The organism is Vibrio sp. Y2-5, from assembly GCF_014596725.1.
Taxonomy (GTDB): domain Bacteria; phylum Pseudomonadota; class Gammaproteobacteria; order Enterobacterales; family Vibrionaceae; genus Vibrio.
The window spans coordinates 572,738-598,599 of record NZ_JACVEG010000002.1 but is presented as its reverse complement, the minus strand read 5'-3'; the positions used below and the strand labels follow the sequence as shown (position 1 = coordinate 598,599).

The 25,862-nt window shown below is 41.6% G+C and carries 28 protein-coding genes; 15 read left to right on the top strand and 13 right to left on the bottom strand.

The window, feature by feature from the left end; all coding sequences use genetic code 11:
- Window positions 1-7: 7 nt before the first annotated feature.
- A complete protein-coding gene (gene malE / locus HUO09_RS07835) occupies window positions 8-1,189 on the bottom strand; it encodes a maltose/maltodextrin ABC transporter substrate-binding protein MalE (protein WP_167410331.1) in 1,182 nt (393 codons plus the stop codon).
- 750 nt (window positions 1,190-1,939) lie between these two features.
- Here malE and malK point away from each other — a divergent pair.
- Window positions 1,940-3,064: a maltose/maltodextrin ABC transporter ATP-binding protein MalK gene (malK, locus tag HUO09_RS07830; protein WP_188233564.1), complete on the top strand. Its 1,125-nt coding sequence runs from the start codon at window positions 1,940-1,942 to the stop codon at window positions 3,062-3,064.
- 432 nt (window positions 3,065-3,496) lie between these two features.
- Here the strand turns inward: malK and HUO09_RS07825 are convergent, their stop codons facing one another.
- The 3 genes from HUO09_RS07825 to HUO09_RS07815 all read right to left on the bottom strand — a co-directional run bounded on the left by HUO09_RS07825 (window position 3,497) and on the right by HUO09_RS07815 (window position 5,376).
- Window positions 3,497-3,853 (bottom strand): hypothetical protein, encoded by a 357-nt coding sequence (locus tag HUO09_RS07825; protein ID WP_188233563.1) that lies wholly within the window; start codon window positions 3,851-3,853, stop codon window positions 3,497-3,499.
- Between the two features lie 9 nt (window positions 3,854-3,862).
- Window positions 3,863-4,636 (bottom strand): curlin, encoded by a 774-nt coding sequence (locus HUO09_RS07820; RefSeq protein WP_188233562.1) that lies wholly within the window; start codon window positions 4,634-4,636, stop codon window positions 3,863-3,865.
- A gap of 62 nt (window positions 4,637-4,698) precedes the next feature.
- Window positions 4,699-5,376 carry a curlin subunit CsgB gene (locus tag HUO09_RS07815; protein ID WP_223159343.1) on the bottom strand — a complete coding sequence of 226 codons (678 nt, stop codon included), beginning with the start codon at window positions 5,374-5,376 and terminating at the stop codon, window positions 4,699-4,701.
- 244 nt (window positions 5,377-5,620) lie between these two features.
- On the opposite strand from HUO09_RS07815, the gene HUO09_RS07810 reads away from it, so the two are divergent.
- Genes HUO09_RS07810 through HUO09_RS07800 form a run of 3 tightly spaced genes read left to right on the top strand, consistent with a single transcriptional unit; the run spans window position 5,621 to window position 7,419 of the window.
- Window positions 5,621-6,094 carry a curli production assembly/transport protein CsgE gene (locus HUO09_RS07810; RefSeq protein WP_223159342.1) on the top strand — a complete coding sequence of 158 codons (474 nt, stop codon included), beginning with the start codon at window positions 5,621-5,623 and terminating at the stop codon, window positions 6,092-6,094.
- 22 nt (window positions 6,095-6,116) lie between these two features.
- Window positions 6,117-6,560, top strand: coding sequence for a curli assembly protein CsgF (locus tag HUO09_RS07805; protein WP_188233561.1), 444 nt, complete (start codon window positions 6,117-6,119; stop codon window positions 6,558-6,560).
- A 16-nt stretch (window positions 6,561-6,576) separates the two neighbouring features.
- Window positions 6,577-7,419 (top strand): CsgG/HfaB family protein, encoded by an 843-nt coding sequence (locus tag HUO09_RS07800; protein ID WP_188233560.1) that lies wholly within the window; start codon window positions 6,577-6,579, stop codon window positions 7,417-7,419.
- Between the two features lie 26 nt (window positions 7,420-7,445).
- Here the strand turns inward: HUO09_RS07800 and HUO09_RS07795 are convergent, their stop codons facing one another.
- On the bottom strand, window positions 7,446-8,807 hold the full coding sequence (locus HUO09_RS07795; RefSeq protein WP_188233559.1) for a UDP-glucose/GDP-mannose dehydrogenase family protein: 1,362 nt from the start codon (window positions 8,805-8,807) through the stop codon (window positions 7,446-7,448).
- Between the two features lie 181 nt (window positions 8,808-8,988).
- On the opposite strand from HUO09_RS07795, the gene HUO09_RS07790 reads away from it, so the two are divergent.
- Together HUO09_RS07790 and speG are read left to right on the top strand one after the other, a co-directional pair.
- Window positions 8,989-9,384: a DUF2391 family protein gene (locus HUO09_RS07790; RefSeq protein ID WP_167410346.1), complete on the top strand. Its 396-nt coding sequence runs from the start codon at window positions 8,989-8,991 to the stop codon at window positions 9,382-9,384.
- A gap of 59 nt (window positions 9,385-9,443) precedes the next feature.
- On the top strand, window positions 9,444-9,962 hold the full coding sequence (gene speG / locus HUO09_RS07785) for a spermidine N1-acetyltransferase (protein WP_167410324.1): 519 nt from the start codon (window positions 9,444-9,446) through the stop codon (window positions 9,960-9,962).
- 57 nt (window positions 9,963-10,019) lie between these two features.
- Here the strand turns inward: speG and HUO09_RS07780 are convergent, their stop codons facing one another.
- Window positions 10,020-10,628, bottom strand: a complete 609-nt coding sequence (locus HUO09_RS07780; protein ID WP_188233558.1) for a 2OG-Fe(II) oxygenase — start codon at window positions 10,626-10,628, stop codon at window positions 10,020-10,022.
- Between the two features lie 211 nt (window positions 10,629-10,839).
- Between HUO09_RS07780 and HUO09_RS07775 the strand changes: the two genes are divergently transcribed.
- Window positions 10,840-11,160: a heavy metal-binding domain-containing protein gene (locus tag HUO09_RS07775; RefSeq protein WP_167410322.1), complete on the top strand. Its 321-nt coding sequence runs from the start codon at window positions 10,840-10,842 to the stop codon at window positions 11,158-11,160.
- A gap of 91 nt (window positions 11,161-11,251) precedes the next feature.
- Here the strand turns inward: HUO09_RS07775 and HUO09_RS07770 are convergent, their stop codons facing one another.
- Complete coding sequence (locus HUO09_RS07770) at window positions 11,252-11,926, bottom strand: LuxR C-terminal-related transcriptional regulator (RefSeq protein WP_167410321.1); 675 nt, start codon at window positions 11,924-11,926, stop codon at window positions 11,252-11,254.
- Between the two features lie 437 nt (window positions 11,927-12,363).
- Between HUO09_RS07770 and HUO09_RS07765 the strand changes: the two genes are divergently transcribed.
- Window positions 12,364-13,146, top strand: a complete 783-nt coding sequence (locus HUO09_RS07765; RefSeq protein ID WP_167410320.1) for a hypothetical protein — start codon at window positions 12,364-12,366, stop codon at window positions 13,144-13,146.
- Between the two features lie 168 nt (window positions 13,147-13,314).
- Here the strand turns inward: HUO09_RS07765 and ppiC are convergent, their stop codons facing one another.
- On the bottom strand, window positions 13,315-13,593 hold the full coding sequence (gene ppiC / locus HUO09_RS07760; protein ID WP_102962430.1) for a peptidylprolyl isomerase PpiC: 279 nt from the start codon (window positions 13,591-13,593) through the stop codon (window positions 13,315-13,317).
- 172 nt (window positions 13,594-13,765) lie between these two features.
- Here ppiC and HUO09_RS07755 point away from each other — a divergent pair, with 172 nt between their 5' ends.
- The gene (locus tag HUO09_RS07755; RefSeq protein ID WP_188233557.1) at window positions 13,766-14,677 is read left to right on the top strand and encodes a chemotaxis protein; all 912 of its coding nucleotides are present in this window, start codon (window positions 13,766-13,768) and stop codon (window positions 14,675-14,677) included.
- An 87-nt stretch (window positions 14,678-14,764) separates the two neighbouring features.
- Here the strand turns inward: HUO09_RS07755 and HUO09_RS07750 are convergent, their stop codons facing one another.
- Together HUO09_RS07750 and HUO09_RS07745 are read right to left on the bottom strand one after the other, a co-directional pair.
- Window positions 14,765-15,127: an MmcQ/YjbR family DNA-binding protein gene (locus tag HUO09_RS07750; RefSeq protein ID WP_188233556.1), complete on the bottom strand. Its 363-nt coding sequence runs from the start codon at window positions 15,125-15,127 to the stop codon at window positions 14,765-14,767.
- A 15-nt stretch (window positions 15,128-15,142) separates the two neighbouring features.
- Window positions 15,143-15,628 carry a MarR family winged helix-turn-helix transcriptional regulator gene (locus tag HUO09_RS07745; protein ID WP_167410317.1) on the bottom strand — a complete coding sequence of 162 codons (486 nt, stop codon included), beginning with the start codon at window positions 15,626-15,628 and terminating at the stop codon, window positions 15,143-15,145.
- 118 nt (window positions 15,629-15,746) lie between these two features.
- Here HUO09_RS07745 and HUO09_RS07740 point away from each other — a divergent pair, with 118 nt between their 5' ends.
- Window positions 15,747-16,643, top strand: coding sequence for a DMT family transporter (locus HUO09_RS07740; protein ID WP_188233555.1), 897 nt, complete (start codon window positions 15,747-15,749; stop codon window positions 16,641-16,643).
- A 199-nt stretch (window positions 16,644-16,842) separates the two neighbouring features.
- Window positions 16,843-17,859 carry a GGDEF domain-containing protein gene (locus HUO09_RS07735; RefSeq protein ID WP_167410315.1) on the top strand — a complete coding sequence of 339 codons (1,017 nt, stop codon included), beginning with the start codon at window positions 16,843-16,845 and terminating at the stop codon, window positions 17,857-17,859.
- A gap of 99 nt (window positions 17,860-17,958) precedes the next feature.
- On the opposite strand, the gene HUO09_RS07730 is transcribed toward HUO09_RS07735, so the two are convergent.
- Window positions 17,959-18,537 (bottom strand): hypothetical protein, encoded by a 579-nt coding sequence (locus tag HUO09_RS07730; protein WP_188233554.1) that lies wholly within the window; start codon window positions 18,535-18,537, stop codon window positions 17,959-17,961.
- A 226-nt stretch (window positions 18,538-18,763) separates the two neighbouring features.
- On the opposite strand from HUO09_RS07730, the gene HUO09_RS07725 reads away from it, so the two are divergent.
- Window positions 18,764-20,296 (top strand): DUF3612 domain-containing protein, encoded by a 1,533-nt coding sequence (locus tag HUO09_RS07725; RefSeq protein WP_167410314.1) that lies wholly within the window; start codon window positions 18,764-18,766, stop codon window positions 20,294-20,296.
- 310 nt (window positions 20,297-20,606) lie between these two features.
- Here the strand turns inward: HUO09_RS07725 and HUO09_RS07720 are convergent, their stop codons facing one another.
- Complete coding sequence (locus tag HUO09_RS07720) at window positions 20,607-21,965, bottom strand: diguanylate cyclase (protein WP_188233553.1); 1,359 nt, start codon at window positions 21,963-21,965, stop codon at window positions 20,607-20,609.
- A gap of 149 nt (window positions 21,966-22,114) precedes the next feature.
- Here HUO09_RS07720 and HUO09_RS07715 point away from each other — a divergent pair, with 149 nt between their 5' ends.
- The 3 genes from HUO09_RS07715 to HUO09_RS07705 all read left to right on the top strand — a co-directional run bounded on the left by HUO09_RS07715 (window position 22,115) and on the right by HUO09_RS07705 (window position 25,410).
- The gene (locus tag HUO09_RS07715; protein ID WP_188233552.1) at window positions 22,115-22,720 is read left to right on the top strand and encodes an alpha-ketoglutarate-dependent dioxygenase AlkB; all 606 of its coding nucleotides are present in this window, start codon (window positions 22,115-22,117) and stop codon (window positions 22,718-22,720) included.
- A gap of 119 nt (window positions 22,721-22,839) precedes the next feature.
- On the top strand, window positions 22,840-23,949 hold the full coding sequence (locus HUO09_RS07710) for a DUF3541 domain-containing protein (protein ID WP_188233551.1): 1,110 nt from the start codon (window positions 22,840-22,842) through the stop codon (window positions 23,947-23,949).
- 291 nt (window positions 23,950-24,240) lie between these two features.
- Window positions 24,241-25,410 carry a GGDEF domain-containing protein gene (locus HUO09_RS07705; RefSeq protein WP_167410310.1) on the top strand — a complete coding sequence of 390 codons (1,170 nt, stop codon included), beginning with the start codon at window positions 24,241-24,243 and terminating at the stop codon, window positions 25,408-25,410.
- Here HUO09_RS07705 and HUO09_RS07700 read toward each other — a convergent pair.
- Window positions 25,391-25,684, bottom strand: a complete 294-nt coding sequence (locus tag HUO09_RS07700) for a hypothetical protein (protein WP_167410309.1) — start codon at window positions 25,682-25,684, stop codon at window positions 25,391-25,393. The two genes, HUO09_RS07705 and HUO09_RS07700, sit on opposite strands and share 20 nt — an antisense overlap.
- Window positions 25,685-25,862 lie beyond the last annotated feature (178 nt).

Genomic DNA, 25,862 nt, shown 5'->3' with positions numbered 1-25,862 from the left:
TAAAAAATTACTTAACCATTTGCTTTTCTGCATCTGCAAGTGCTGCATCTACAGTTTGACGACCATCAACGATGTTGACGATTGCGTTCTTAGCTGCGCCCCAGAAAGCATTCATCTGTGGGATATTTGGCATAATTTCACCGTTCATTGCGTTATCCATTGTTGCTGCAATACGAGGATCATTACCCAATTCTTTTTGGAACGAGTTCAATGCAACTGCACCCAGTGGCTTGTCATCATTCATCTTACGTAGACCTTCGTTGGTTAGTAGGTAGTTCTCTAGGAACTCTACTGCTAGGTCTTTGTTTGGAGAAGCAGTACTAATACCTGCTGTTAATACACCAACGAATGGCTTAGATGAGTGACCGTTAAATTTAGGCAGAGTCGTCACACCGTAGTTGATACCAGACTTCTCAATGTTGCCCCATGACCATGGGCCATTGATAGTCATTGCTGTATTGCCTTTGTTGAATTCAGCTTCAGAAACTGAGTAATCCATATCAGAAGAAATTACGCCTTTATCAACAAGACCTTTAACAAAATTCATTGCTTCAGAAACGCCTTTGTTCGCGATACCAGCGTCTTTAACATCGTAACCTTGAGCTGTGTACTTAAACGCGTAACCACCATCAGCAGCCATTAGAGGCCAAGTGAAGTACGGTTCTTTTAGGTTCCACATGATTGCAGACTTACCTTGTTTCTTAAGCTCAGCATTTAACGCCGCAACTTCTTCCCAAGATTTTGGTGGATTTGGAACAAGATCTTTGTTGTAGATAAGAGATAGTGATTCTACTGCGATTGGGTAACCAATCAGCTTGCCGTTGTAGTTAACTGCATCCCAAGCGAAATCGATAATGCCATCTTTAATTTGTTGAGATGGTTTAATTTCTGCAAGCAAACCAGCTTCAGCATAACCACCAAAACGGTCGTGCGCCCAAAATACGATATCAGGACCGTCGCCAGTTGAAGCAGTTTGAGGGAATTTATCTTGAAGTGCATCTGGGTGAGCAACAGTGACTTTAATACCCGTATCTTCTTCAAACTTCTTACCAACTTCTGCCAATCCATTGTAGCCTTTGTCTCCGTTGATCCAGATAGTCAATTGGCCTTCTTCGATTGCAGCGTGAGCGCCAAACGAGCCAAGAGCTACTAATGTGCTAAGCGCTACGGTACTTAGGGCGTTTTTCATGTTCATATCCTTTTAATATTTATGTTGTAGAGCTAACCAAGAGGTTTTGCCGTATTTCGACATATATCATCAGAAAAAACAGGCTGCTACTCATCCTCCTGCGCACTACGCCCTAGCTATTATGGACTATTTTCGTGATCTGCATCGCCACATCTGGTAGAGCATGATCACAAAAAGATGTTTTGTTGTGAGCAACCTCAACATCAAAAGCATCAATTATTTGAGCTTGATCTAACTACGCCCTATTCCCCCTCCTCCTACTCATCCCTGTCTACTACCCCCACAAAAAAATAGATTAGGAGGATGTCATCCTGCTTCACATCTTAGAGACTAACTACGTCCAAAGTGGATGGTAAGAGTCTTTTATTGGCACCGAACATTAGGTGTTTACATTGCCGGTTAGAGTGCTTACGCAAATGTGTATACGACGCAAGTTCGTCGTTCCGGGGGGAACACATATTTGCATGAATTAAGTGTCTGATTTTGGCTATGAAGGGTGATGTATGATTTCGAGCAGCGTTTACCCAAATATTACTAAAATACATCACCCTTTCTTTTCTTACCGATAAAGGCTAAAAACGAATTGGGATTACACCAAATTATTAGCCACTTAAATGATTCTTCTCAAAGTCGAGAAATCATAAACTTAAACGTATTCCTACTATTATTGCTTAGTAGTTCATTGCACAAAACAATGTCGTACAATGATGAGCAATAGTAATTAAAAAGTGTTGATCGAGGACGAGCTAGATGTCGAATGTCACGTTAAAAAATGTTTGTAAAGCTTATGGCGATGTAGTGATCTCTAAGAATGTTGATTTAGACATTCAAGAAGGCGAATTCGTTGTATTCGTAGGTCCATCTGGTTGTGGTAAATCGACGTTACTTCGCTGTATTGCAGGCTTAGAAGACATCACGTCCGGTGACTTGTACATCGGCGACCAACGCATGAACGATGTTGAACCTTCTAAACGCGGTGTGGGTATGGTGTTCCAATCTTACGCTCTTTACCCTCACCTAAACCTTTATGACAACATGTCTTTTGGCTTGAAACTGGCAAAAGCTAGTAAAGAAGAGATCCATAAGCGTGTTGATCATGCTGCGGATATTCTGCAGTTGACACATTTGCTCGACCGCCAGCCAAAAGCGCTGTCAGGCGGTCAACGTCAGCGTGTGGCGATCGGTCGTACTTTGGTGTCTCAACCTAACGTGTTCCTGCTTGATGAACCTTTATCAAACCTAGATGCAGCACTTCGCGTGCAAATGCGTTCTGAAATCACTAAGCTGCAACGCAAATTGGGTTGCACCATGATTTATGTTACCCATGACCAAGTAGAAGCAATGACAATGGCAGACAAAATTGTTGTGCTTGATGCGGGATATGTATCGCAAGTAGGTCAACCTCTTGAACTCTACCACTACCCTAGAAACCGTTTTGTCGCAGGCTTCATCGGCTCGCCAAAAATGAACTTTATGAGTGTATTCATTGAAGCTGTTGAGAAAGAACGAGTAATGGTGCAACTTTCTAATGGCACGACATTCTGGATTCCTGTAGATGGCACAACCGTTAACCGTGGTGAGCGCATGTCTTTAGGGGTTCGCCCAGAGCACTTGCTCACGGCAAGTGAAGGCGATGCGGTCATTGAAGGTAAAGTGATGATGGTTGAGAAACTGGGTAATGAAACGCAGGTTTACATGAACCTTAAAGGCTCTGACTCAGATGTGATCTACCGTCAGCCAGATACGCTAGATGTTGAAACGGACGATGTGTTGTCGATTGGTATTCCAGCGCACCGTTGTCACCTGTTCCACAGTGATGGCCGAGCGTGCCGCCGTCTGTTTAAAGAAAAAGGCGTTGAGCTCCCTGAAGCATAAAGTCCATTAAAGACAGACTTATTAAGCGTCCTCTTAATTAATCATTGAGAGGACGTTTTCATTTTGGCATGTAGAGCGAATTGGATAATGAATATTTAATACAACAAGCCTACTACCTACTAGCTTTAACGCTTAACCCTTCCCCATCATCAGTCTTATCATCCGTCGACGACTACCTAATAAGGTTAGATGCAACGATTACATTACTGACTTTATTAGCTCTACCAAATGTAAAGCGTGAACTGACAGATTGATTTCAAGAAACACCGAAAGAGTTATCAAGCCAGCACCAACGCCCTGCAATGTATGTTCAAGTGTGTTCATCTCGATTATCCAATGTAATAGTGCTATTGGGATATCCATAAATGAATGGCTAAATAGCTTCGTTACAACTCATATCGAATGAGTAAACTCATTTATGGTTACTAGATGTTAAGAGGACATATTTGATTTCAATTGACATCCCGCTTCAAGCGTAAAGGATTCAGTTCCTTCACTTTCACTAATCACTTCAATACGAATGGGCAAATCATTAACACCAAAGCCCAAACTCAAAGCACTGCGATTAGAGAATCCATAACTCATTTTGTTACCGGAAGCGGTACTTGCCACGATTTTTGCAGCGAATTGCTTGGCCGTTTTCGCGGTAAGCTTCACTCGTTGCACGTCCTGAGAGCATTCAAATTGAAGCGCCCCACCGTAAAAGCTCAATGATGAACTGTCCATTGCTATAGCACTCAATGAAATGAGAAAAGCGGCGCAAAGCGCCGCTAGATAACGTACTAACATAGTAATCTGTTAGTATTGAGTAACTGTAACGACGTTATTTGTGCTTGCACCCACATTTACATTCGCAACATCACCATATGTTTGAGTAACGTTGATAGTGTTTTCTGTACTTCCCCAGTAGACAGCTACATTAGCAGTTGCATTTGAACTGGTTTGTGTGATGTCAAGATTGTTGTTGTCACTCCATCCAGTTACATCAACATCGATGGTGTTGGAGTCGCCAGTTTGTTCAAAGGCAATCGTATTGTCGAAGCTATCATCAACGTAAACATCAGCCATGTTATTATTACCATCGACAGCGCCAGTAACAATACTGCCATGACCTCTGTTCAGCACAACACTAGTTTCGTTTAGTGTACCAACGACGTTAAGTTCAACATTAGCATCATCTGTACCACCCTGAAGCAACACTTGAGAATTATTGCTCTCACCATTCTGAGTAATAGAAACAGTGTCGTTTGTATAATTATCAAAGAAAACGGGCTCAGTCTTAATTAGAGCTTCGTTGAGATCGCCAGTTTGATCGATGCTGAAATCTCCGTTGTCCACTCCTACAGCTAAAATTTGAGCGTCGTTTTCACCACCTACTTGAGAAATTGACAGAGAAGAGTCTTCTACAAAGAAGGATTTAATGTCCGCCGTGTTCCCTTCATCTGGCGACTGTTGGAATACCGTGACGTCAGATTCTGAAGTCATAAACATATTTACGTCTGCTGTATTATTTGCTAACACAGTTGTTGAAGTTAACGTTGCTGCAATTACTAATGCCAATTTAGTTTTCATGACAATTTCCTTTATATCATATTGTTACATTTGAATAGACAAGTATCTAAATGTGCTGTTGATTAATTTTGAGTAACATACACATCGATACCATAGCCCCCAATTATGGCAACATAGTCATTACCATTTTGACTGATGCCATAATTAGAACCACCGTTATCAACAATAATGGCTTGGTTATTATTGCCTGTTTGATTAATACTCAAAGAACTGCCATATCCATACTGGATAATAGCCGCGGTATTGTTATTTCCAGCTTGATGAATCCAAGCATTATTTCCATAACCATACTGTGCTATGTAAGCTTCATTAAACTTACCTGTCTGAGTAATTAAAGCAGTATTATCCCCGCCATATTGCCAAATTCCAGCCTCACTCCCTACGCTGTCTGACTGGATTACTTTCGCTTTGTTACCTGCAATCTGACTTCCCTGCTCGATATAAACATTTCCTAATATCGAGTTTTCCAAGACGACTTCAGCATAATTATCATTGGTCGAAATAGCTTCTAACTCATTGAATTCACTTAAGTCCAAATCGTAACCGAACTCACCTGCATGAGTATGTCTTCTATTTTTAGAGTGATCATGGTGACGACTCTCACCTCCATGATTACTCTCAGACTGATAATAACTCTGACCTTGTAGATCATTGTTCGCCCAAGCTAGGTTCGACATTGCCAAATACAAAACGATACCCATCACAAGCATACTGAAGCAGGCATTATTCCGGATGGACATAATTCCTCCTTCACGAGAGAACACCGTGTTCTCGTTAATTAGGTTAGAGGTAGCAAAGATTTTAAACCATCAACTTTAAATTAAATTTGGTAATTATTTTTTAAGTTTTTGGTTGTTAATTTCATGTGACAACAAATACAAATAGACTATTTTATTTGTTCAATTCTAATACTTTGGTTTATACAATTAATGGAAATTAAATCTTATTATTAATTCGTCTCAATCATTTCTATAAGATTCGAACATGACGTTTAGAATTAATAGCTTTCTCACAGTTTTATTCATGCTTTTCTCGTTACAAACATCTTGTTTGCATGCAAAAGAGAATGCAGGAGCTCAAGCTCCCATAGAAGACACACAGCAACTAGAAGATGTTCAGCATGACTCTCTGGATGAAGTCAATGGCCTCATCTTAGATAGGACGATGACCCGAATTGGGAGCATGTTTTATTCAGAGTTCGCACAACAACTCAACGAGAGTGAAGAAAACTTAGAAGAGAATTTAACAATAACTGAAAAAACGACGGCCAAGTTTGGAACAATTATGACCATTTGGCATTCGCAAAAAGTGGTTTTTCGCACCAGTCTTTCACCCAAAATGAAAGAGTCAAAAGAACAGGCGGCAAAAGCAGTAAGAATAGTACAAGACTATTTAACCAAGTGGCGAATACAACGGATGTATTCCGACACATTCGATCTCGCACATGACGAATTATAACAAATGCTTATAAGGGAAAAATATGAAAACTCTGGGTGTTACTAAGCGGCAATCTCAACCTGAAAAATCAAATTTTGGGTTCAAGAAAGGACTAGTGATCAGTCTCAGCCTAATCATCTGCAACTTTATAGCGGCTCCAACATTTGCATCCAAACTGACTTACAAACCCATAAATCCTACGTTCGGTGGCAACCCACTGAACACTTCACACTTGTTTGCCAGAGCAGAAGCCATTAACGACTATGAAGATCCAGATAGAGCAAACAACGATAGATCATCGGTATCGTCACTGCTTTCTTCATTACAATCACGGCTGTTAGGCCAGTTAATTTCCAGCGGAGAACCTGGAAGTTTAGAAACGGACGATTACACATTAACCATCACCGATAATGATGGATTTTTAACCATCACCGTTTTCGATAAGACGACTGGTGAATCCACCACAATCGAAGTTACAGGTTTGTAGTTCAGGAAGATAAAAAATGAAAAAAGGACTTTGCCTAGCAGTGGCTCTCGTGCTCTCACTTACAGGGTGCTCAAATTTTATGGATACTCCTGATGCGGAAGAATATCCGACACTAGCGCCAAGAGGGGCGATATACAAAGATCTTATTAGCCTACCTCTTCCTAAAGGGAAGATTATGGTTTCCGTGTATGATTTCCGCGACCAAACTGGTCAGTACAAAGACTACCCTTCAAGTACCTTTGCAACAGCGGTACCCCAAGGAGGAACGTCTATGCTGACTTCTTCTTTATTGGATTCTAAATGGTTTTTGCCTTTAGAGCGTGAAGGTTTACAAAACTTACTTACGGAGCGAAAAATCATTCGTGCAGCGCAAAAGAAAGATGAAGCCCCAGTAAACATTGGCGATGATTTACCTGCGTTAAAATCAGCGAACTTAGTCATTGAAGGCGGCATCATTGGCTATGAGTCCGACTTGAAAAGTGGTGGTCATGGTATCGGCTATTTCGGACTTGCAACTTATGGCGAATATCGCATGGATCAAGTGACCGTCAACCTACGAGCCGTAGATGTTCGAACTGGTCAGATTTTACTCAGCGTCACTACCAGCAAAACCATTTTTTCTCACGCTTTAAGTGGTAGTGCTTTCCGTTACATTGCATACCAAGATTTGCTTGAATTGGAGTCAGGTTATACCAATAACGAACCCGTCAACATAGCGGTAATGTCAGCCATCGATTCCGCTGTAATACATATGATCATCGATGGCATTCAGAAAGGTCTCTGGGAACCAGCGGACAAAAAGCAAATGGAAAGCCCTATCCTGAAACGCTATATGCAAGAAAGTACAACTATTCTCTAAACCAGTCTGATTTATGCTCGCCTATGTTAATCTGGGCGAGCAACTTCCCTACCAATAGACCAATATGTAAATCCCCTCGCTGCCATTCTTATCGGTTCAAAAAGGTTCCTTCCATCAAATATGACTGGTTCGCTCAACTCTGAATATATTAAATTGAAGTCGGGCGCTTTAAAATTCTGCCACTCTGTGCAAATAATCAAAGCATCTGCACCTTTTAATGTCGCTTCTTTGGTTCCCATTAACACAAGGTCATTGCGTAAAAAATAAAGCCTCTGAGCTTCCTCCATCGCTTTGGGGTCATAGGCTTGTACAGTAGATCCGGCCGCCCATAACGCTTCCATTAATACACGACTAGGCGCTTCTCTCATATCATCGGTTTTAGGCTTAAAGGCTAATCCCCAAAGAGCAAACGTTCTACCCTTTAGATTGCTCTCTCCTCCAAAATGTGCACAAATTTGCTCAAAGAGCTTTCTTTTTTGGTGAAAGTTTGTGTTTTCCACTGCTTTTAGAATTCCACTTTCGTAGCCTATGTTTTCAGCCGAACGGATCAAAGCTTGAACATCTTTAGGAAAACATGAACCACCATATCCACAACCGGGATAGATAAAGTGATAGCCAATTCTTTCATCACTACCTATGCCTTTACGCACTTGTTCGATATCAGCACCAAGCTTATCTGCAATGTTAGCCATTTCATTCATGAAACTGATTTTGGTTGCTAACATGCAGTTTGCCGCATATTTAGTGAGTTCCGCCGATTTCACTGTCATGAACAGAATTTTTTCGTGATTGCGATTAAACGGCGCATACAACTCCCGCATCAGATCTTTAACGTCTGCAAAATGCACGTCCATTTCATCTAACCCAATTACAATCCGGTCTGGACGCATACAGTCAGACACCGCACTTCCCTCTTTTAGAAATTCGGGATTGGATACAACGGAGAATAGTATTGGCGACAGCCCCAATTCTTCTCGCGTTTCCCTCAATACATCGCTCACTTGCTGAGCTGTGCCTACAGGAACGGTGGATTTATTGATGACAATTTTTCTGTGGCAAGAGCATGTGGCGATTGTTTTCGCTACGTTCAATACATAGCGAAGATCTGCTGAACCGTCTTCGTCTTGTGGCGTTCCTACAGCAATGAAAATAACGTCAGCGAACTCAACGCCTTCTTTTGCAGCAGAGGTAAAACATAAATGTCCGGTAGCAAGGTTGTTGTTGATTAGTTGCTCTAGCCCCGGCTCATAAATGGTGATTTCACCTCTTTGTAGTTTGCTGATTTTATCTGCGTCGACATCTACGCAACACACGTCGTGTCCAACCCCACTCAACACTGCGGCCTGCACCAGTCCCACGTATCCCGTTCCAAATATGGTTACTTTCATTCACTTGCCCACCATTCCTGTTCATTTACAACAGTATTTAATGGGCAGATGTCAGACCCGTTACGTTTTGGGGGCAGTACCGTGACAGAGGAAGATATGCAAATTGCTGCTATCACATACAACCCCATAGACAAACTCTAAGCAAAGCGTACAGTTAATAAAAACAGAAGGAGTTTGAATGATGAATTTTAGCTTCAATATGGAAGATGCCAGCCAAGTATGTGTGGGAGCTTTCGCATTAGCGGTTCCCATTTCATTCTCAGAAGAAGCCTGGCAACTGGGTACTACGTTACCAACGAGCAATTTGTTGTTTCTTATGAGCCTTTCTTTGTGCTTTCTGGGTGTATTCGCCTATCAAAGTGTGTTTCAGCGTGATATTAAACATCGAATATCCGTGTTTGTTTTTCGCATTGCTATCGCCTATCTTCTAGCTGCTTTTGTCGTCAGCTTGGTGTTATTTGCCTTAAACAAATTGCCCATCATCGATGACACCATATTGGCATTCAAACGGATCATCGTTATCACTATGCCCGCCTCTATGGGCGCAATTGTCGTAGACAGTTTTGACAAAGAGTAGAAGACTAAACTGTAATAAAACAATGATATAAATCCGTACCACCTGTATGAGACATCCACATGAAACAGAATTTATCTCTTCGAGCGTTAGAACGTGGCGACCTTAGATTTATCCACAATTTGAATAACAACAGAAACATCATGTCTTATTGGTTCGAAGAACCGTATGAGTCTTTTGATGAACTGGAAGAACTTTATAACAAGCACATTCACGACAACGCGGAGAGGCGCTTCGTGGTTGAAGACGAAAACAAATCACTGATTGGTTTGGTGGAAATTATCGAAATTGACTACATTCACCGCAGTGCTGAATTCCAGATCATTATTACCCCCGAACACCAAGGGAAAGGTTACGCGAACACATTAATTAACAAAGCATTAGATTACTCTTTCACTATCCTAAATCTTCACAAAATTTACTTGCACGTGGCGATTGAGAATGAAAAAGCGCTTCACCTTTATGAACAATGTGGCTTTATTGAAGAAGGGCATCTAGTCGAAGAGTTCTTTATCAACGGTCAATACCGAGATGTAAAACGCATGTATATACTTCAACACCAGTACTTGAAACAAACTTGAAATTAACGGTCATTTTGTCGTTTCTATGAAGAAAAAACAGGCTGAACGCCTGTTTTTTTAGCTAAGGATATCAAGCCGATTTTCACTGACACCATTGGTTCTAAACCAGCCTGCAATACTGTAGCGTTTCGCGTGGGCTGGAAGTACTTCATGTGGAAATTGTTCTGCAAGAAATACGACTAAACGCCCTGCAATAGGGGTAATAGTTTGAATGAGTTGGTCGTTGAGGTCATACACTTTCAATTCACCGCCGTTGGCGTCACACCAACCTTCATTCATGTAGAAAACCGTCGTCAGCTTGCGGCTTTCATTGCTACGAAAAGCATCTAAATGCTTTTTGTAAAAATCTCCCACTTCGTATTGGGCAAAATGAGCTTCATACTCAAACAAACCTAGGAATAAAGCTTGATTGACCTCTCGTCGAATAAATTCCATTCGCTCTAGGTAGTCCTGTACCGGCTGTCCCATGTCTATGTCTAGCCACTGAATTTTGTCGCGACGAATTTCAGTGGCTCTTTGCGTATCTTCGTTTCTACCAATACGTGCCCGCAGCCAATCATCTGAAGCGCAACTCTTGAGTAATTTAACTTGTTCAAGGGTTAGAAAATCATCCCAGACATACCAACCTTTTTCGGCAATGGAATCTAACAACTGTTCTAGCGCCATAAGTTTTTCACTACGTAGAAAAAGAAAGCGTTATAACCAGCCTTTTCAATAACAACAAATCAACATATTAATCTTAAAGAACAAAATTAATTGTTAAATTAATAGGAAATAATTCAATAAGTTAAAATACAGCTTTAATTGAATAAGCATTGATACGCTAAAGGTGGTATAACAAAAATCAGATCACACGATTATCCATTGGGAGTTTTCTATGATAGTAACCACAACACCTACGGTAGAAGGCAAACGTATCGTCCGTTATTGCGGAGTGATTGCAGGCGAAGCCATTCTCGGCGCTAACATATTTAAAGATTTGTTCGCCGGCATTAGAGATATCGTTGGTGGACGCTCTGCAACCTATGAACATGAGTTACAAAAAGCTCGAACGATTGCATTAGCCGAACTTGAAGAGCGCGCTAGGGAGCTTGGAGCTAATGCTGTTGTCGGTATTGACTTGGATTACGAAACTTTTGGAAAAACGAACGGCATGCTAATGGTTTCCGTTAGCGGAACGGCCGTGTTTGTAGAATAGACAATAGCTGTAGTATAAATAAGGCAGCTAAGCTGCCTTATTAAATATAAACTTTTTAATTAGATTGTATTTAATTCAATAAACGTTTTTATTATTGACTGACTTCTTCAATTCCAATGTTATTCTTAGCCCAAATTAATGCTTGAAGACGATTCTTCGCATTAATTTTCTTAAATACATTATGAAGATGCGTTTTAACCGTATTCTCGCTTACAAATAGCTGATCCGCTATCTCAATATTTGATGCACCACTACCAAGAAGTTTAATAATTTGTTGTTCCCGTTTAGTTAATTTTGAGAACATTTGAGACGTAACAACTGAGTTACCAGAACGATAATGGAGAATGTACTCTTGAGCCAATCGGCGAGCTAACCACATTTCGCCCTTTATAATTTTCCCCATACCTTTCACTAATACATCGATATCATCATCAGCATAAAATACACCCGCCAAACATTGCCATTTAAACAAATCCTTTGCTTCAATATCACTAGGGCAGTTGAGTACAACTTCTCGCGCATCTGCACAGCACAAGTGTTTGAATGAGGCATAATCAGAGAGTGCATGATCGTCGAGACGCGCGTAATCGATAAGGACTAGCTGAGTATCATGACATGAAGGATTATTTTCCTGCATCCACATATCGCAAAAAGGAGAAATTTCTATCTTTATTGGAAGTTTAGACTCAAGCGCATCTTTAAGTAAACGTGATTGCATACAGACATCAGAAAGTAATCGTACGTTTAGTTTTTTTCCTTCTGTCATTATAAAAACTCCTAACCATAGACCTGACTTATGTAAAACTAACGTTGATAGAGAATAAGTCAATGGGACAAAATCCTGCCAGATTAATAATAATTAAAATCTAAGAATTACTTTAACAAATTCATGAGGTTAATCTTTTGTCTTATTTTTAAGAATGTATTTGAGTTATTTAATCCGAGGAAAACATTCCAAAATAAAAAGGTATTCTAAATTAGAAAAACCTAAAGAATTATTATTAAAAGTTGCTCTTTCCTACTCTTTCCGATTAGGAAAGAGCAACTTTCCCACTCGTTCTAATTTAATAAGTTCACATGTAGGTTATAATAAAAGGCACGGCGTTCTAATAAAACAGACTCAAAAAATAGCCATACCATCGCATACTTACTCAAAGACAATGGTTGGTACTATTTTACTCCCCCAATTATGAGTATTTAATTATGAATAAAGCACTACCACTTTCCCTACTCACTTTAGTTATCTCAGGGATTTCTTTCGGTTCAATTGCAGAAGAGCAAACAAAAGAAGTTCAAGATATGTCAGATCCACTTGCGGTATTTACCCAAGGTGGTGTTGGTATTACGGATAAAGGCTTAAACCTTAAAGTGGGGCAAACCTACGATTCTGGCAAAGAAAACGTTGCGGCCATGAATGTCTTCGAGCTTAAAGGTATTGGTGGCGATGTATTAGGTATTCGAGATAACGAAGACCCTTTATATGGTTCTGTAGATGACAGCATCGATTCTTTCCGCTTGCGAAATTTCCAAGCTAACACCCAAAATGGGCAAGGTCGTCAGCTAGACTTAAGCTATGACGTTGATAGTGAAACGTTAAATGCCTCTTACAGTATTCTTCAAGCACTTCCTCAAATTGGCGGTTTCTTAAACTTATATCCACTAGCTGGTGCGGGTGTGACAGTCCAAAATACGCAAGATGACGGCTATGAGATACCAGGGACTTTTACTGTCGTCGGTATGTACTCTAAAGTAGCTTTAACCGATAAAATTTGGGTCAACTACAACCCGATGTACATGCACACACTGTCAGGCTCAGATACCTATAAGGACGGAAATTTTGCCGGAGATGACAATATCCTGACTCACGAATTGGCCATTTCTTACCAGCTTACTCCTCGCTCCAATATTCGTTACTTTGCAAACTGGAATGAGAAGGTTAATTTTGCTGACGGCGATCACCGTATTGAATATAACTACCAGTTTTAATCAAAGCGCTGTAGTTATTGAAAACTAAGATTTGCAGGAGTTGGTTAGGCATACAGTTTGGTTAATTTTGCAAACAACTACGGTATGACTAACCCAAAAAAGCCCAGAACATTATCTAAAATATTCTGGGCTTCTAAACATCATTATGAGTGGCGATGCATACTTACCTTATGTGCGATACAGCACCTTAAGGACATGCCAGCCAAATTTAGTTTTTACTAGCTGAGGGGTGAGGACTTCACCTTGAAAGCAAGCTTTATCAAACTGTGGCACCATTTGTCCCTGACGAAATTCACCAAGATCCCCACCTTTTTTACCGGAAGGACATAAAGAGTGCTTTTTCGCTAACACCTGAAATTTGGCGCCCTTTTTAAGCTGCTGGATGATATCTTCCGCTTGCTCTTTGTGCTTAACCAAAATGTGAAGGGCTGCTGCGGTTCTTGCCATTTCATTCTCTCCTCATTTCTAAAGCACGAAGTCTACCCTATGCTAAATGGACACGCACCCCACTTTTTGTAAACTAAAATAGAAAATCCGCGTCTAAATCAATGTCACCCGTTGATGATATGACAATATGCGTTAGTATAGTTACCAGTAGAATTATTGAAGTAGTACCACTATGGCTAAGACAATAAGCAAGGCAAATCAGTCACAAGGCATGTTAATGTTCACTTTGAACCTGCAAAAGCAGTTGTTCGCTATTGGAACATTAAAAGTTCGAGAAATTGTGCCCTATATGCCTATGACTCAGATCCCTTATTCACACCACCATGTGATAGGTACCGTCACGTTTCGTAATTTAACTGTACCCGTGATAGACATGGCGGCAGCAATTGGTTTTCGACCGATAGCCCCAGACGAATACGAAAAAAGCTATTTGATCGTCACGGATTGTTTGCGTACTGTCGTTGCTTTTATGGTTCGCAGCATTGAAAAAATCATCGACTGTAACTGGCGCTCTATCGAGTCAGCACCGAGTACTGCAGGTAAAAATGTGTTTGTTACCGGCATTACACGCTACGAAGACAACATAGTTCAGTTGCTTGATGTCGAATTACTGCTGTCAAAAATTTACCCGCAATATGAATCGACCAAGGTGCCAATGTTGACAGACGTAGAGCGTGAGCGTCTTAAAGCACTGAATATTTTGCTGGTTGATGATTCGTCTATTGCCCGCAAACAACTGTCGGATGCTTTAGACCGAATTAATATCCCCTACTACGTGTGCAAAAATGGCAATGAAGCTGCTGAATTTATGAAGAAGATGGCGAACGAAAACAATGCTATCGATCTTCTCGTCAGTGACATTGAGATGCCGGGGCTCGATGGCTATGAGCTAGCGTTTGAAGTACAAAATGATAAAGACCTGAGTCATGCATACATCATCCTACACACTTCACTGTCGAGTGAAATTTGTGTGGACAGAGCTCGTCAGGTTGGCGCTCATGAAGCCCTTGAGAAGTTTAATGCCACTGAACTGATTGAAGCCATGTTGCGAGGCGCAAAACGGTTGGAAGCACAAATGGCTTAAGGTCGAGGGGATAAAAACCTCATGTTCGATAAAAAAATGCAGCGGATGAGCTGCATTTTTTATGGTTCATAAATCAATTGTGTGGTTTCAAGGCAGCAACAACTGAATAGCTTCTCTATCGGATTTTTTTAGCTTACTGACGACCAAACGGAATGATTTTAGACACAAATCTTCCATCATGTCTGGCTCCACATCTCCATCCAAAACAACAGAAATCCAATGTCGTTTATTCATGTGATAACCCGGCTTTATGGCATCAAACTGGTCAGTAAGAAAAGCACCATCTTGAGGTTCGCATTTTAAAGTAACGAAGGGTTTGTCCGTATCGAAAGCAAGATACGCAAACATCTTATCGCGTATCTTAAAAACCAAAGGATCTGGGCCGAAGGGATTACATGCTTCAGCCTGCGGTAAGTTGTGTAAGTACTCTTCTAAACGCCGTATATCCATCGGTTTGCCCATCCTTTACTCTTCAAACGTTTTAAGCCACAACTTCAAACATTGGCCGATTTGTTGTTGCTCTGCCTTAGATAAACCAGCCACAAGCTCTTCCTGAACCTTCACATGCTCAGTAACCAGCTCATCGACCAATGCTAAACCGGTTTCCGTTAGCTCAACTTCAACGCTACGTCTATCGGCTTGACTGTGCTGACGAAGGATAAGATTCTTGCTTTCCAGTTTGTCCAATCGATTAGTCATGGCTCCAGATGTCAGTAGCATAGATGTCAGTAATTCCGAGGGCGTCAGCCGATAAGGTGCACCCGCTCTGCGCAAACTCGCCAGAACATCAAACTCGCCCATCTTCAAATCATATTTCTTGTGTACTTCTGCTATTCGGCCCTCGAGAATTTTGGACAGGCGCATCAGGCGTCCTATCACAGCCATTGGCACAGTGTTGAGATCCGGTCTCTCTGTATCCCATTGGGATACCGCCCTATCAATTGCATCCATTGTTTTACAACTCTTTCTTTTTCATCGCGTTAAAATACTTCAATGTAAAGATACTTTACAATAACTAATTTATGTTTTAGATTTGCCGCACAAATATCTTGATATAAAGATACTTAATATGAATATTTTATTTGCCATGATTCCCGCATTCTTCTGGGGAACCACATACGCTGTCACACAATACACCCTAGCGGGTTGGCCTCCTCTGCTACTCGGTGCCCTGCGAGCTTTGCCTGCTGGGCTTATTTTGCTTGCAATAAAACCGACTTTTCCGACTAAAGCAAGCTGGAAGCCTTTGATTACCATCGGTATTGTTAATATCGCGGCTTTCTTTAGCCTGATATTTGTCATGGCATTAACCTTACCTTCCGCTATCGCTGGTGTCGGAATGATTTCAGTACCTGTGTTTGCTATGGCATACCATTGGCTATTTAACCGCACGGCGCCATCCAAAGTTCAGCTCATGAGCGGCATATTGCTGGTGTTGCTTGCGTGGCTGCTGTTTGACCCTAAATCCATTGCACTAAGCCCTATCGGGTTGATTGCCATGTTGGCGGCTATTTCGTGCATTATTTATGGCTCATCGCTGACAAAAACATTGGGCGGAGAAATTGATTGGTGGACAGTATTAACATGGCAACTCCTTTTAGGTGGAGTCGCACTCACGCTGGTAACTTTGGTTCACGCAGGAGTGAATCCACAGCCATATATTGATGCGATAAGCACCTTCAACACGACCAATTTGGGTGGGTTAGTCTGGATAACATTACTCAATACCGCTTTCAGCTATAGCTTGTATGTATGGTTATTACAACGTATGTCGATTGTTGACTTTACCTTTGGTGGCATTGCCAACCCAATTGCAGGTATTGTCTGTGGCGGATTGTTAATGAATGAACTGTATTCGCTGCATCAGTACAGTCTTATGGGAGGAATGATCGCTGTATCTTTATTACCTCAATTGATGGTTCTACTGAAAAAGCGCCACTCCATGCAACTTTCACTACAAAAGTAAATCGCAAGCAACTATTCACAGAACTTTGCAATTGGTTTGATAATCCATTGCTTAACAATCAGCCATCAGCTGTATCGCTGTGAATTATGCTTAAAGTATTCTATGCGGAAAGACTCAAATAGGTGTTATTTTTAGAGCACAAAGAGATGATTTCCGCTACTCTTAGCGTATTACTTTCGAAGCATTTATTAATACAAAAATGAACGAAGACGAGTTTAAAAGAGCCACTTCCAACTTAAGAAAAGCAGTACCACTTATGATGAAGCATCGCATTGCTGCGACGCCATCAAACTATGCCTTGTGGTACACCTATGCGGATAATACGATTCCAGAACTAAACCAAGAACTCGATTACATTCTGGAAAGTTTCGGTTTTTGCCCAGTGGCGACTGGCGATCAACTTTACAAAGATTATATTGCTTCGAAAACAGAAACGAGTATCCACGAGTTAAGACAAAACGTTGAGTTGCTAGTGCATGAAGTTTCTAGCTCAATGGATGATACCTTGTCTGACACCAGCGCTTTTACTCAAGTCATCGATAGAAGTTTTGCCAGCCTAGAAAACATGCAAAGCGAGAATCTTTCTATTGATGAAGTGATGGGCGTAATTCGCAAATTGGTCAGTGAATCACAAGATATTCGTCATTCGACACAATTTCTCAATAAGCAGCTAAACAATGCCAGCCAAGAAATTTCTCGTTTGAAATCTCAGTTGGCTCAAGTACACAAAGCAGCTTTATTTGATAGCCTCTCCGGTCTTTATAACCGCAGAGCATTTGATGATGATGTAGCGTCATTAATGCAGTCTGAGCAAGCACTCAGTCTTATCTTTTTGGATATTGACCATTTCAAAGTATTCAACGATGAATACGGTCATCTGTTTGGTGATACAGTCATTCGTGCCATTGCAAAACGGCTACAGACCAGTTGTCAGGGAGGCATTACGGCCTATCGTTACGGTGGCGAAGAATTTGCGCTACTGGTCCCTCACAAATCTTTACGCGTAGCGCGTCAGTTTGCAGAGATGCTTCGAACATCGATTGAAAAACTTAACGTAAAAGATCGCCGAACAAACGAGCAAGTCAGTAGCATTACAGCTTCATTCGGAGTCGCTGAAAAAATGCCAAAAGATACTGTCGAATCATTGGTTGAACGCGCAGACAGAAAGCTTTATGAAGCGAAAAAAATGGGTAGAAACCGAGTGATGCCTTTCTAAATATTCCAACCATCCAATAAGTAAAAACCTCCCGAGTTACCGCGGGAGGTTTTTGCAGCGCTTAAGACTGGCTTGATGGCCTATAGTAGCGTTGGGTGATTAGAGATTGAAGCTATAACTCAACACGTACTCTTCTCCGCTCTTCGAAACGTATTCTTTATCTTCACTGCACGCTTGAGGCTTACCGCGCTCATCCCCTTTCACTAAACTAATCCAGTGGCGCATCGCAGCGGTTGGAATAGAAGTCTCATCGGTTTGCATAAACGTTGTACACGTTTCTAGTTGAATATCTTCAATCTCCACCAGCTCAATACAACCTGTACCTCGATGACAGCCTAGCGTCACTTCTACATGGCTACCACTACCATCACGGAACAATATTGAGCAAGGCTGCTCCTTGTTGCCAGTATAAGCAACAAAATGTTTAGGATGCTTTAAGCCACTGTGACGACCATCTTTGAAGTACGCAAGTACATGGTTGTAATCGATCATGTAGCTGGTCACGTCTTGGTGTGAACCATTCTCCAGAGGGAACAAACGGTCAAGCAATTGTTTTGCTTTCACTTGTTTCTCTCGTGACTGGTGCGCACTGACGGTTTCGACGGCGAACACTGCTTCAGCGATAAATGGTTTATGTTGTTTTTGAATGTCAGTTTTATCAAATGTCAGCATATTCATCGTCATTTCCTTATTGGATTAAGCCCTTCCTACTTGGCGACGCTATTGACTCAATTCGCTAGCGATAACCAATAGACTGGGTGTCTTTGTTCAAAAATAGTCCCAGTTCATATTTCTCAAACTTGTGTTTAATTTTTATTCAAGTTTGTGACTGGGTTAATTTGTAGACTAGCGCAATTTTACCTACAATTTCACAACAAAAATTTTACAATGTGAATTTTACAAAATGGCCGTGTCAAAAAGCTTAGTTAGACAGTCTCACTTTTTGGGTACCAAAGTGAGAAACCTGAGAAAACGCAACCACTTAACAATGGAAGACCTTTCTGCACGCTGTATTCGCATCAATTCAGAATACGCACCTTCCGTTTCATACCTTTCTATGATTGAAAGAGGGAAGCGTGTTCCAAGTGTGGAAATGTTGAAAGTCATCGCGGAAGTTTTTCAAAAAGATCCAGCATGGTTTCTCGATGATGAACCCGAGCAAACCGACATCACGCCAGAGAAAGGCAACCGTGGTGGGATCAGTGGCATGGCATTGGAGCCTAGTTTTCTGTTTTCCAACGATATTCTGCAGATCGCGATACCTGAAATGCTCTCTCAAACGGGCATTACTGGCAGACAGTTTGCCCACTTGCTCATTCGTGCCCATCAGGAAAGCCTACAAAACCACTTCCCTGACTTGGAAAGAGCCGCAGAAGAGATAGGCCAGAAACGTCTTAATCTCGCCGTGGAAGATCTGCTTGATATCGCTAAAAGCTTGGGGCTAAACATTCGCTGGGTGAAGAGAACACCCCATGATGTTGTGGATGAACTTGGGGTAAGCGCGAAGCAACTTGTCACCTCATTTTTTGAGCCGCCAGATACCATTTACCTCAACGAAGTGTTACGAAAATACCCCACTCGCCTCAAGTACGACTTAGCGGTGTATATCGGCCATAATGTGCTGCACAGCAAAGATGGACTAAAAAACGTGTTATCGGTCGGGCACTCAAACAGTTGGGAAGAGCAACCAAATTCTCAATCCAGTTCTGAACTGAACTCTCAAGATATTCTTCAGGCATGGCGAGACTTTGAATCCAGCTTTTTCGCTGGCGCACTGCTTTGTCCGAAAGTACCGTATCGCCAGCTTCTAGATAGAAACGGCTATGAAATAGACGTACACAAGAAGGCGGGAGTGTCGCCATCTGTTGCCATGCGACGCATGACCGTTGTTTCTCCATACCCTCACTGGCATTACTTTGATGCTTATGGCCCAGGAAAACTAAAAGCGGTTTATCGAGGAAATGGTATCCCATTGCCTTGGGGAAACATGCGTAAAGTACATGACCCCTGTCAGCACTGGGCAGTATTCAGACGCCTAGCCGAGCCTCAGGAAGGGAGCTCTGCACAGATCTCTATCCTCAATGTGGGAGACGAACCAAGAATATACTGTTGCGAATCTATCAATGTACTCGATGCGGCGGGAAATACTCGAGTTCTCTGTGCAGGGGTTGATTTGAACCCTGCAATTGCAGCACAAGGCGGTGATGCAAACTCGATTGCCGAAGAGTTGAAATCCTCATGCGTTAGCCAAGGTGGTTCAACCCTCATTCCGACACATATTAAAAAGGATTTAAGAACTATCGCTCGTATCCTCAATATAAACTGGATAGAGAGAGGCATTGAGGGAGATGCGAGGCTGATCTGTTCTCGAGGAGCGGTGTGTCCGCGGAAACCCAGCTGCTATGCCAAATGCGCAGATTCAGGTGAAGACTTGTGATGATATTTCATTTTAGACATGCAAACGCAGGCTAAAAAAAAAGCCAATCACAATGTCGGTGATTGGCTATAGATATGTGTGAACAAAATAAATTCACTAACAACGTCAGTTGGCTAGGTGATCCTTGGCTTAAAAGGATCACACTAACTAATGCAGGTAGTGTGCCAACTTTTTATTGAACAGAAATAGCCCATTTTGCCTATAAAACACGCCGTTTCATTACAACCAATATCATAACGAAATTGCAAAATGCAAACATTCGCAAATTGCAATGTAATCTTGCGCGTAATTTGATGTAAGAATCGGATGATTACACCAAACCATGCTTGACGACGTACATCGCTTCGTCTGCTGCTTTAAGCATATCGTCTATATCAACAAACTTAGACTGATAGAGAGTGAAACCAACGCTGGCATGAATGTTCAACAGCGTTTTGTCATAAATAACCGGAGAATCAGAAATCACCTTTTCAATGCTTTTGCTAATAGCTTCCAAATCCGAGGGGCGATTAATGCGTGGTAGGAGTATTAAGAACTCATCTCCCCCAACCCGCGATACGATATCAGAAGCGCGAAGCGCCGATAGTATTCGCTCAGCACAAGCAATAAGAACCTTGTCTCCGGCATCATGTCCGTATTTATCATTGATGGATTTAAACTTATCCAGATCAATGTTCAAAATAGCGAAACTATTCTTACCTTTGGATCGTTCAGCCAGCTCAAAAAAATGTTGAAGCGTGAACATAAAATAGCGCCGATTGGGTAATTTAGTCAGCTCGTCAAACATGGCGCGTTCATTGGCGATGGTATAAAGCCTATAGATAATAAATGCCAGAATAATCAATATCAGCAACACCGGATATCCTTGTAGGCGAACAATATTGCTTTGATACCAAGGGAGTTGCTTGAGGAGATCTCTCTTTTCTGAAGCCGCGATGACCCAACTCCCGTAAGGGAAGTACACAACTTCTTTAGCAAACGCGTTATCAAAAGTGCTCTGCTCGCCAAAGAAGACTTCCCCCTGCTCACCTGAACTGTCATATCCACGAATGGCAAAGTTGTATGAGTAGCCGAAAGTCTCTATGCCCGACGCGGAAAACAGAGAATTCCAATTAATAACAATACTGCACACCCCCCAATAATGTCTGTTAACAGGAGGGTCAGTAAATATTGGAACCCGGGCAATGATGGCTTTTCCCCCTTGTACCAAGGTTACAGGCCCAGAAATGAAAATCTCTTGTTGTTCTCTGGCTGTGTTGATTGAAGCCCACTGTTGCGGTACCGTTCTGTAGTCCAAACCAAGGGCGGATTGATTACCTTCTAATGGATATATGTATTTGATGATATCGTTCGGAGCCAATGCCACCACTTGAACATGTTTACCTTTACGAACCACATTGGTAGCAACATTTGGCCAGTCGACAATATCTGCGTCTGGACGCAAAGTAACCAAGGCCTGTATCCCACTGACAGCGTATATATCGGACAAAATGGAAGCTTCGAGACGAAAACGAATCGACAACAGCTCTTCTTTAGCTCGCGTATACAAACCTTCTCTCATGAAATTTCGTTGGCTAACATTAAAAGATTCAATCAGACCAACGAAAATCAAAAGAAATGTCAGTAGTAGAATTCTAACTATCCATAGCTTGCCTGAGATAGCTCCCATGCAACGTTCCTTCAACAGTGCAGTGATGATAACTACAGTACTAATATGTCGTACGTTTACACGACGACGAGTTTCTAAAATGTAATACTATTGGCGAATCCTAGACCAAATAAAAGTCAATCTTTATACCAATATTATGGATATAACTTATGGAATTTGCGCAGTTTTTTCTAAACGAAAGTGAGTTGGATTGGATAGAACTGCCGAACGCTCGCCTTTTGTATGCACCCAATTTTCTATCGAAGCCACAAGCCGACCAAAGTTTTCTCACTCTGAAAAATGAACTGGATTGGCAACAAGAAGAAATCAGAATGTTCGGTAAAAAAGTTCTGCAACCCCGATTGCAAGCTTGGCATGGAGATAGACCCTACACCTATTCTGGATTGTCCATGCAGCCTCATCCGTGGACACCAACATTATTAGAACTTAAAACGGCTTGCGAAGCTGTAGCTGAACACACTTTCAATTCCGTGTTGGTCAATTTATACCGCAATGGTCAAGACTCTATGGGGTGGCATCAGGACAATGAAACTGAGTTGGGCACCAATCCAGTTATTGCCTCACTTACCCTGGGTGAATCTCGACGATTTGTTTTGCGTCATCTCTCCACCAAAGAGAAATATGAAGTCGAACTCGGACACGGTTCTTTATTGATTATGGCCGGTGAAACACAACACTACTGGCAACACAGCGTACCGAAAACAACCAAGAACAAAGAGGAACGAATTAATTTAACCTTTCGCCATATCAATTAGCACTCATGCCGCGTCGTTAAATTGAGCCAGGAATTCACACATAACTGACTCATTGCTCACACAAATAAGCTAATCACCTTAGATACTAGCGGCCATCATTTCTCAACAGCGTCAACATCATGTTATTACGGAAGAAATACATTGCGATCAGTCTTGGAGCCACATTACTCTTACTCTCTGCTCTATCTTACTGCACGGAATCCAAACCCCTTCAAGCTCAGCAAGAAGAAAAAAGCTACCTCTACTACGCTGATGTGATAAGAAACACGTACGAGAGTCAGCTTTATACTTTGCCCGCTTTTCAAGAAGGCCACTATGCACTGAGAATGTATCGCCAGACTTCCAACGACAAATACCAAGCGGCCATTTGGAGTGATCTTGCTCGTGTGGCAAGTCGACTGAACCGCTATGCAGAAGAGATACACACACCTGAACAGATCTATATGCATAGCCAAAAGAGGCTCGCGGGTTACACAGATGAAACTGACGAACGCTCCAAGCTGCGCTATACAGTCACCAAACATAGCCCCGAATACCTTTACTTAGGCGTTGGTCTTCTGGGCTCTATGGCTCGTGCTGATGAGTATGGCTTAAAACACAAACAAGATGCGAAACTGCGTGAAATTATTCGCCGATACGACTTTACCAAATACGCAACAGACCAAGGCATGATAAAAGCTTGGGCAGCGCAGCTCGCCAATCAGGTGTACTGGTTGAAGCAACTGGGTGAACAAGATGTGGTAGCGTCATTCATTGAAGCTTTCCGAAACACCTATCCAGACAGTGAAGATGAACATCTTACCAACCAACAGTTTGGCAATAAGCTTTATGGTATGACACACATTATTTTCGCTGATTCACAGTATTATCAACACGCTGTCAGCGAAGCAGAGCATCAATGGATCTACGATTATTTTCGCAATAACATTGATACAATTCTGCTGAAAGCTAAAGAAGACATCATTGCTGAGGTCGGAATATCTTTTCTGCTCGCTGGATTAAACAATGATCCCGTCGTTGAAAAAACCAGACAGCATATCAAAGATGCTATTAATCGCGATCAGGGTATGATCCCTTCCACGTCGGGTGATTTCGATTTGAGTTATGGTGAGCACCGCAATGTACTGGCAATTATGCTACTGGATTGGCAACAGGTGAACGCAATTCCAACAATAGAAAAACAGCCACAAATTTTTACTAACCTGCCTTATGGTTTGGTAGCAAAATAGCGTTTATTAGCAGTAATAAAGTTCAATTGAAGGCGTGAATCATTTGCGCCTTTCGAACTTTCTGACACACTTTTCCTCAACAAAGTGCTCTTTATTTATCATTTCATATACGCATAAAACAGAGCCTATAAGCCGAACAGCAGCCTCCCTCAACTTTAGCATCAGCTAAAACAATCAAGTTTAGTCAGAAAGGTGAAAGACATCACAAGATTTCTTGTTCTTTTGGCCTTGCTTCCATTTTTTTCTCCTAGACTTTAAGCGAGTTGGTTTGGAACTAGGACAGTCATAATAATGAACAAACTGATGGGACATCAGTTAAAGGAGATGGCGGAGATAAGTTCAGTCAGAAAAAACAAAGTTATATTATTAAGTTCGCTTTTATCAATCATCGCATTCACGCTTTACGGTTATCACCACCTTACGAACAATAACTTAATCTTTGGTTTTCTGTGTCTTGCAAGTTTATTCGCCACAACGACTAATCTGATTTACCTGCTAATTGCAAAAAACGCCAAATATACCGACGTTATACTCACGGTAGTGTTGGTGACGCAGGCCTGTATGGTTTTTGTTTACGGTGCGGAATTAGAAAATCGTCTCCTTTGGGTATATCCAATACTCGCAACAGTCATTTTTATTAACACGTTTTGTGTCGGGTTAATCATCAGTTGTGCTTACTGCTTGTTAGCAGGTATTGCTATTTATGGTCACTTGGTAACAATAAGTAGTGACATACTCGCGGCTCAACGTTTTTACTTTAGCCTGATTGCGATATGTGCCGTTTGCAATACCTCATCTTATTTCTACTCCAAAGCGATAGACTACATCACATCACTCTACTTAGAAGGGATAGAAAAGCTCGCCTACCGTGATCACCTCACGGGTTTAGCCAACCGCTGGAGCTTTGAAAACTGGGCAACAGCGAAGCTATCAGAAACACCACAAGATGGAAAAATTACGGCATTAGTTTTTCTGGACATCGATAATTTCAAACACATAAACGACAGCTACGGTCATGAAATGGGCGACAAAATTCTCAAGAATTTTGCACATCGAATTAAGAATAACGTTCGTACCCGCGACAGAAAAACCAACCAACATGACTATGCCATTGCAAGATTCGCGGGTGATGAGTTTGTTTTACTGCTTTACGATGTGAATTCGCTAAAAGATCTCGATAACATTCTGTATCGAATATGTCATTTGTTTGATAGCAAGTATAAAGACAAGCAGTTACTGAGCAATGTCACTATCAGCGTGGGGGCTGCACTCTATCCTCAGGATGCCGACAACCTTCCAGAATTGACGCGCTGCGCGGATAAAGCAATGTATGCTGCTAAGCACAATGGTAAAAACCAATATTGTTACTACCAAAACGTCAGCGATTACCAAACACAGCTGCTAAATTACCCAGATGGGAAGGTCACTCCGATACATAGAGCTACTGAGTTAAATACATAACCCCCAGCGCTAACAAAGCAATAAGTACCATAAACATGGCATATTGATGTGAACTTCGTTCACCTCTTTTCGCCTTAGCTTGTTTTCTATATTCAGAGAAACGAGATCTACGAGCCACTTCAATAATTGAAGGCGTTTCGCTTTCTTCGATTGCTTCTCGCTTTTTCTGCGCTTTATTCGCTGCACGAGTGTACCTGTGCAACTGATCGACAGTGAGATCATCATTAGGGTCATAACGAGGGTTCTGGTCGTTATGTTTAGGAAGAACCGCCATTGCAACCTCCTCGTATATTTCACGTACATTTAAAGTATAGACTAACCAATAATCGGGTTAAGAAAGAGAAAAGGTTACCTGACTCATTCGAAATTCTTGAATGACATACTCGATTCGCTCCTCTCATTCTTTGATTAATCCTCTACTACAATTCCAGCATAGTCCAAAAGGTCAGGCG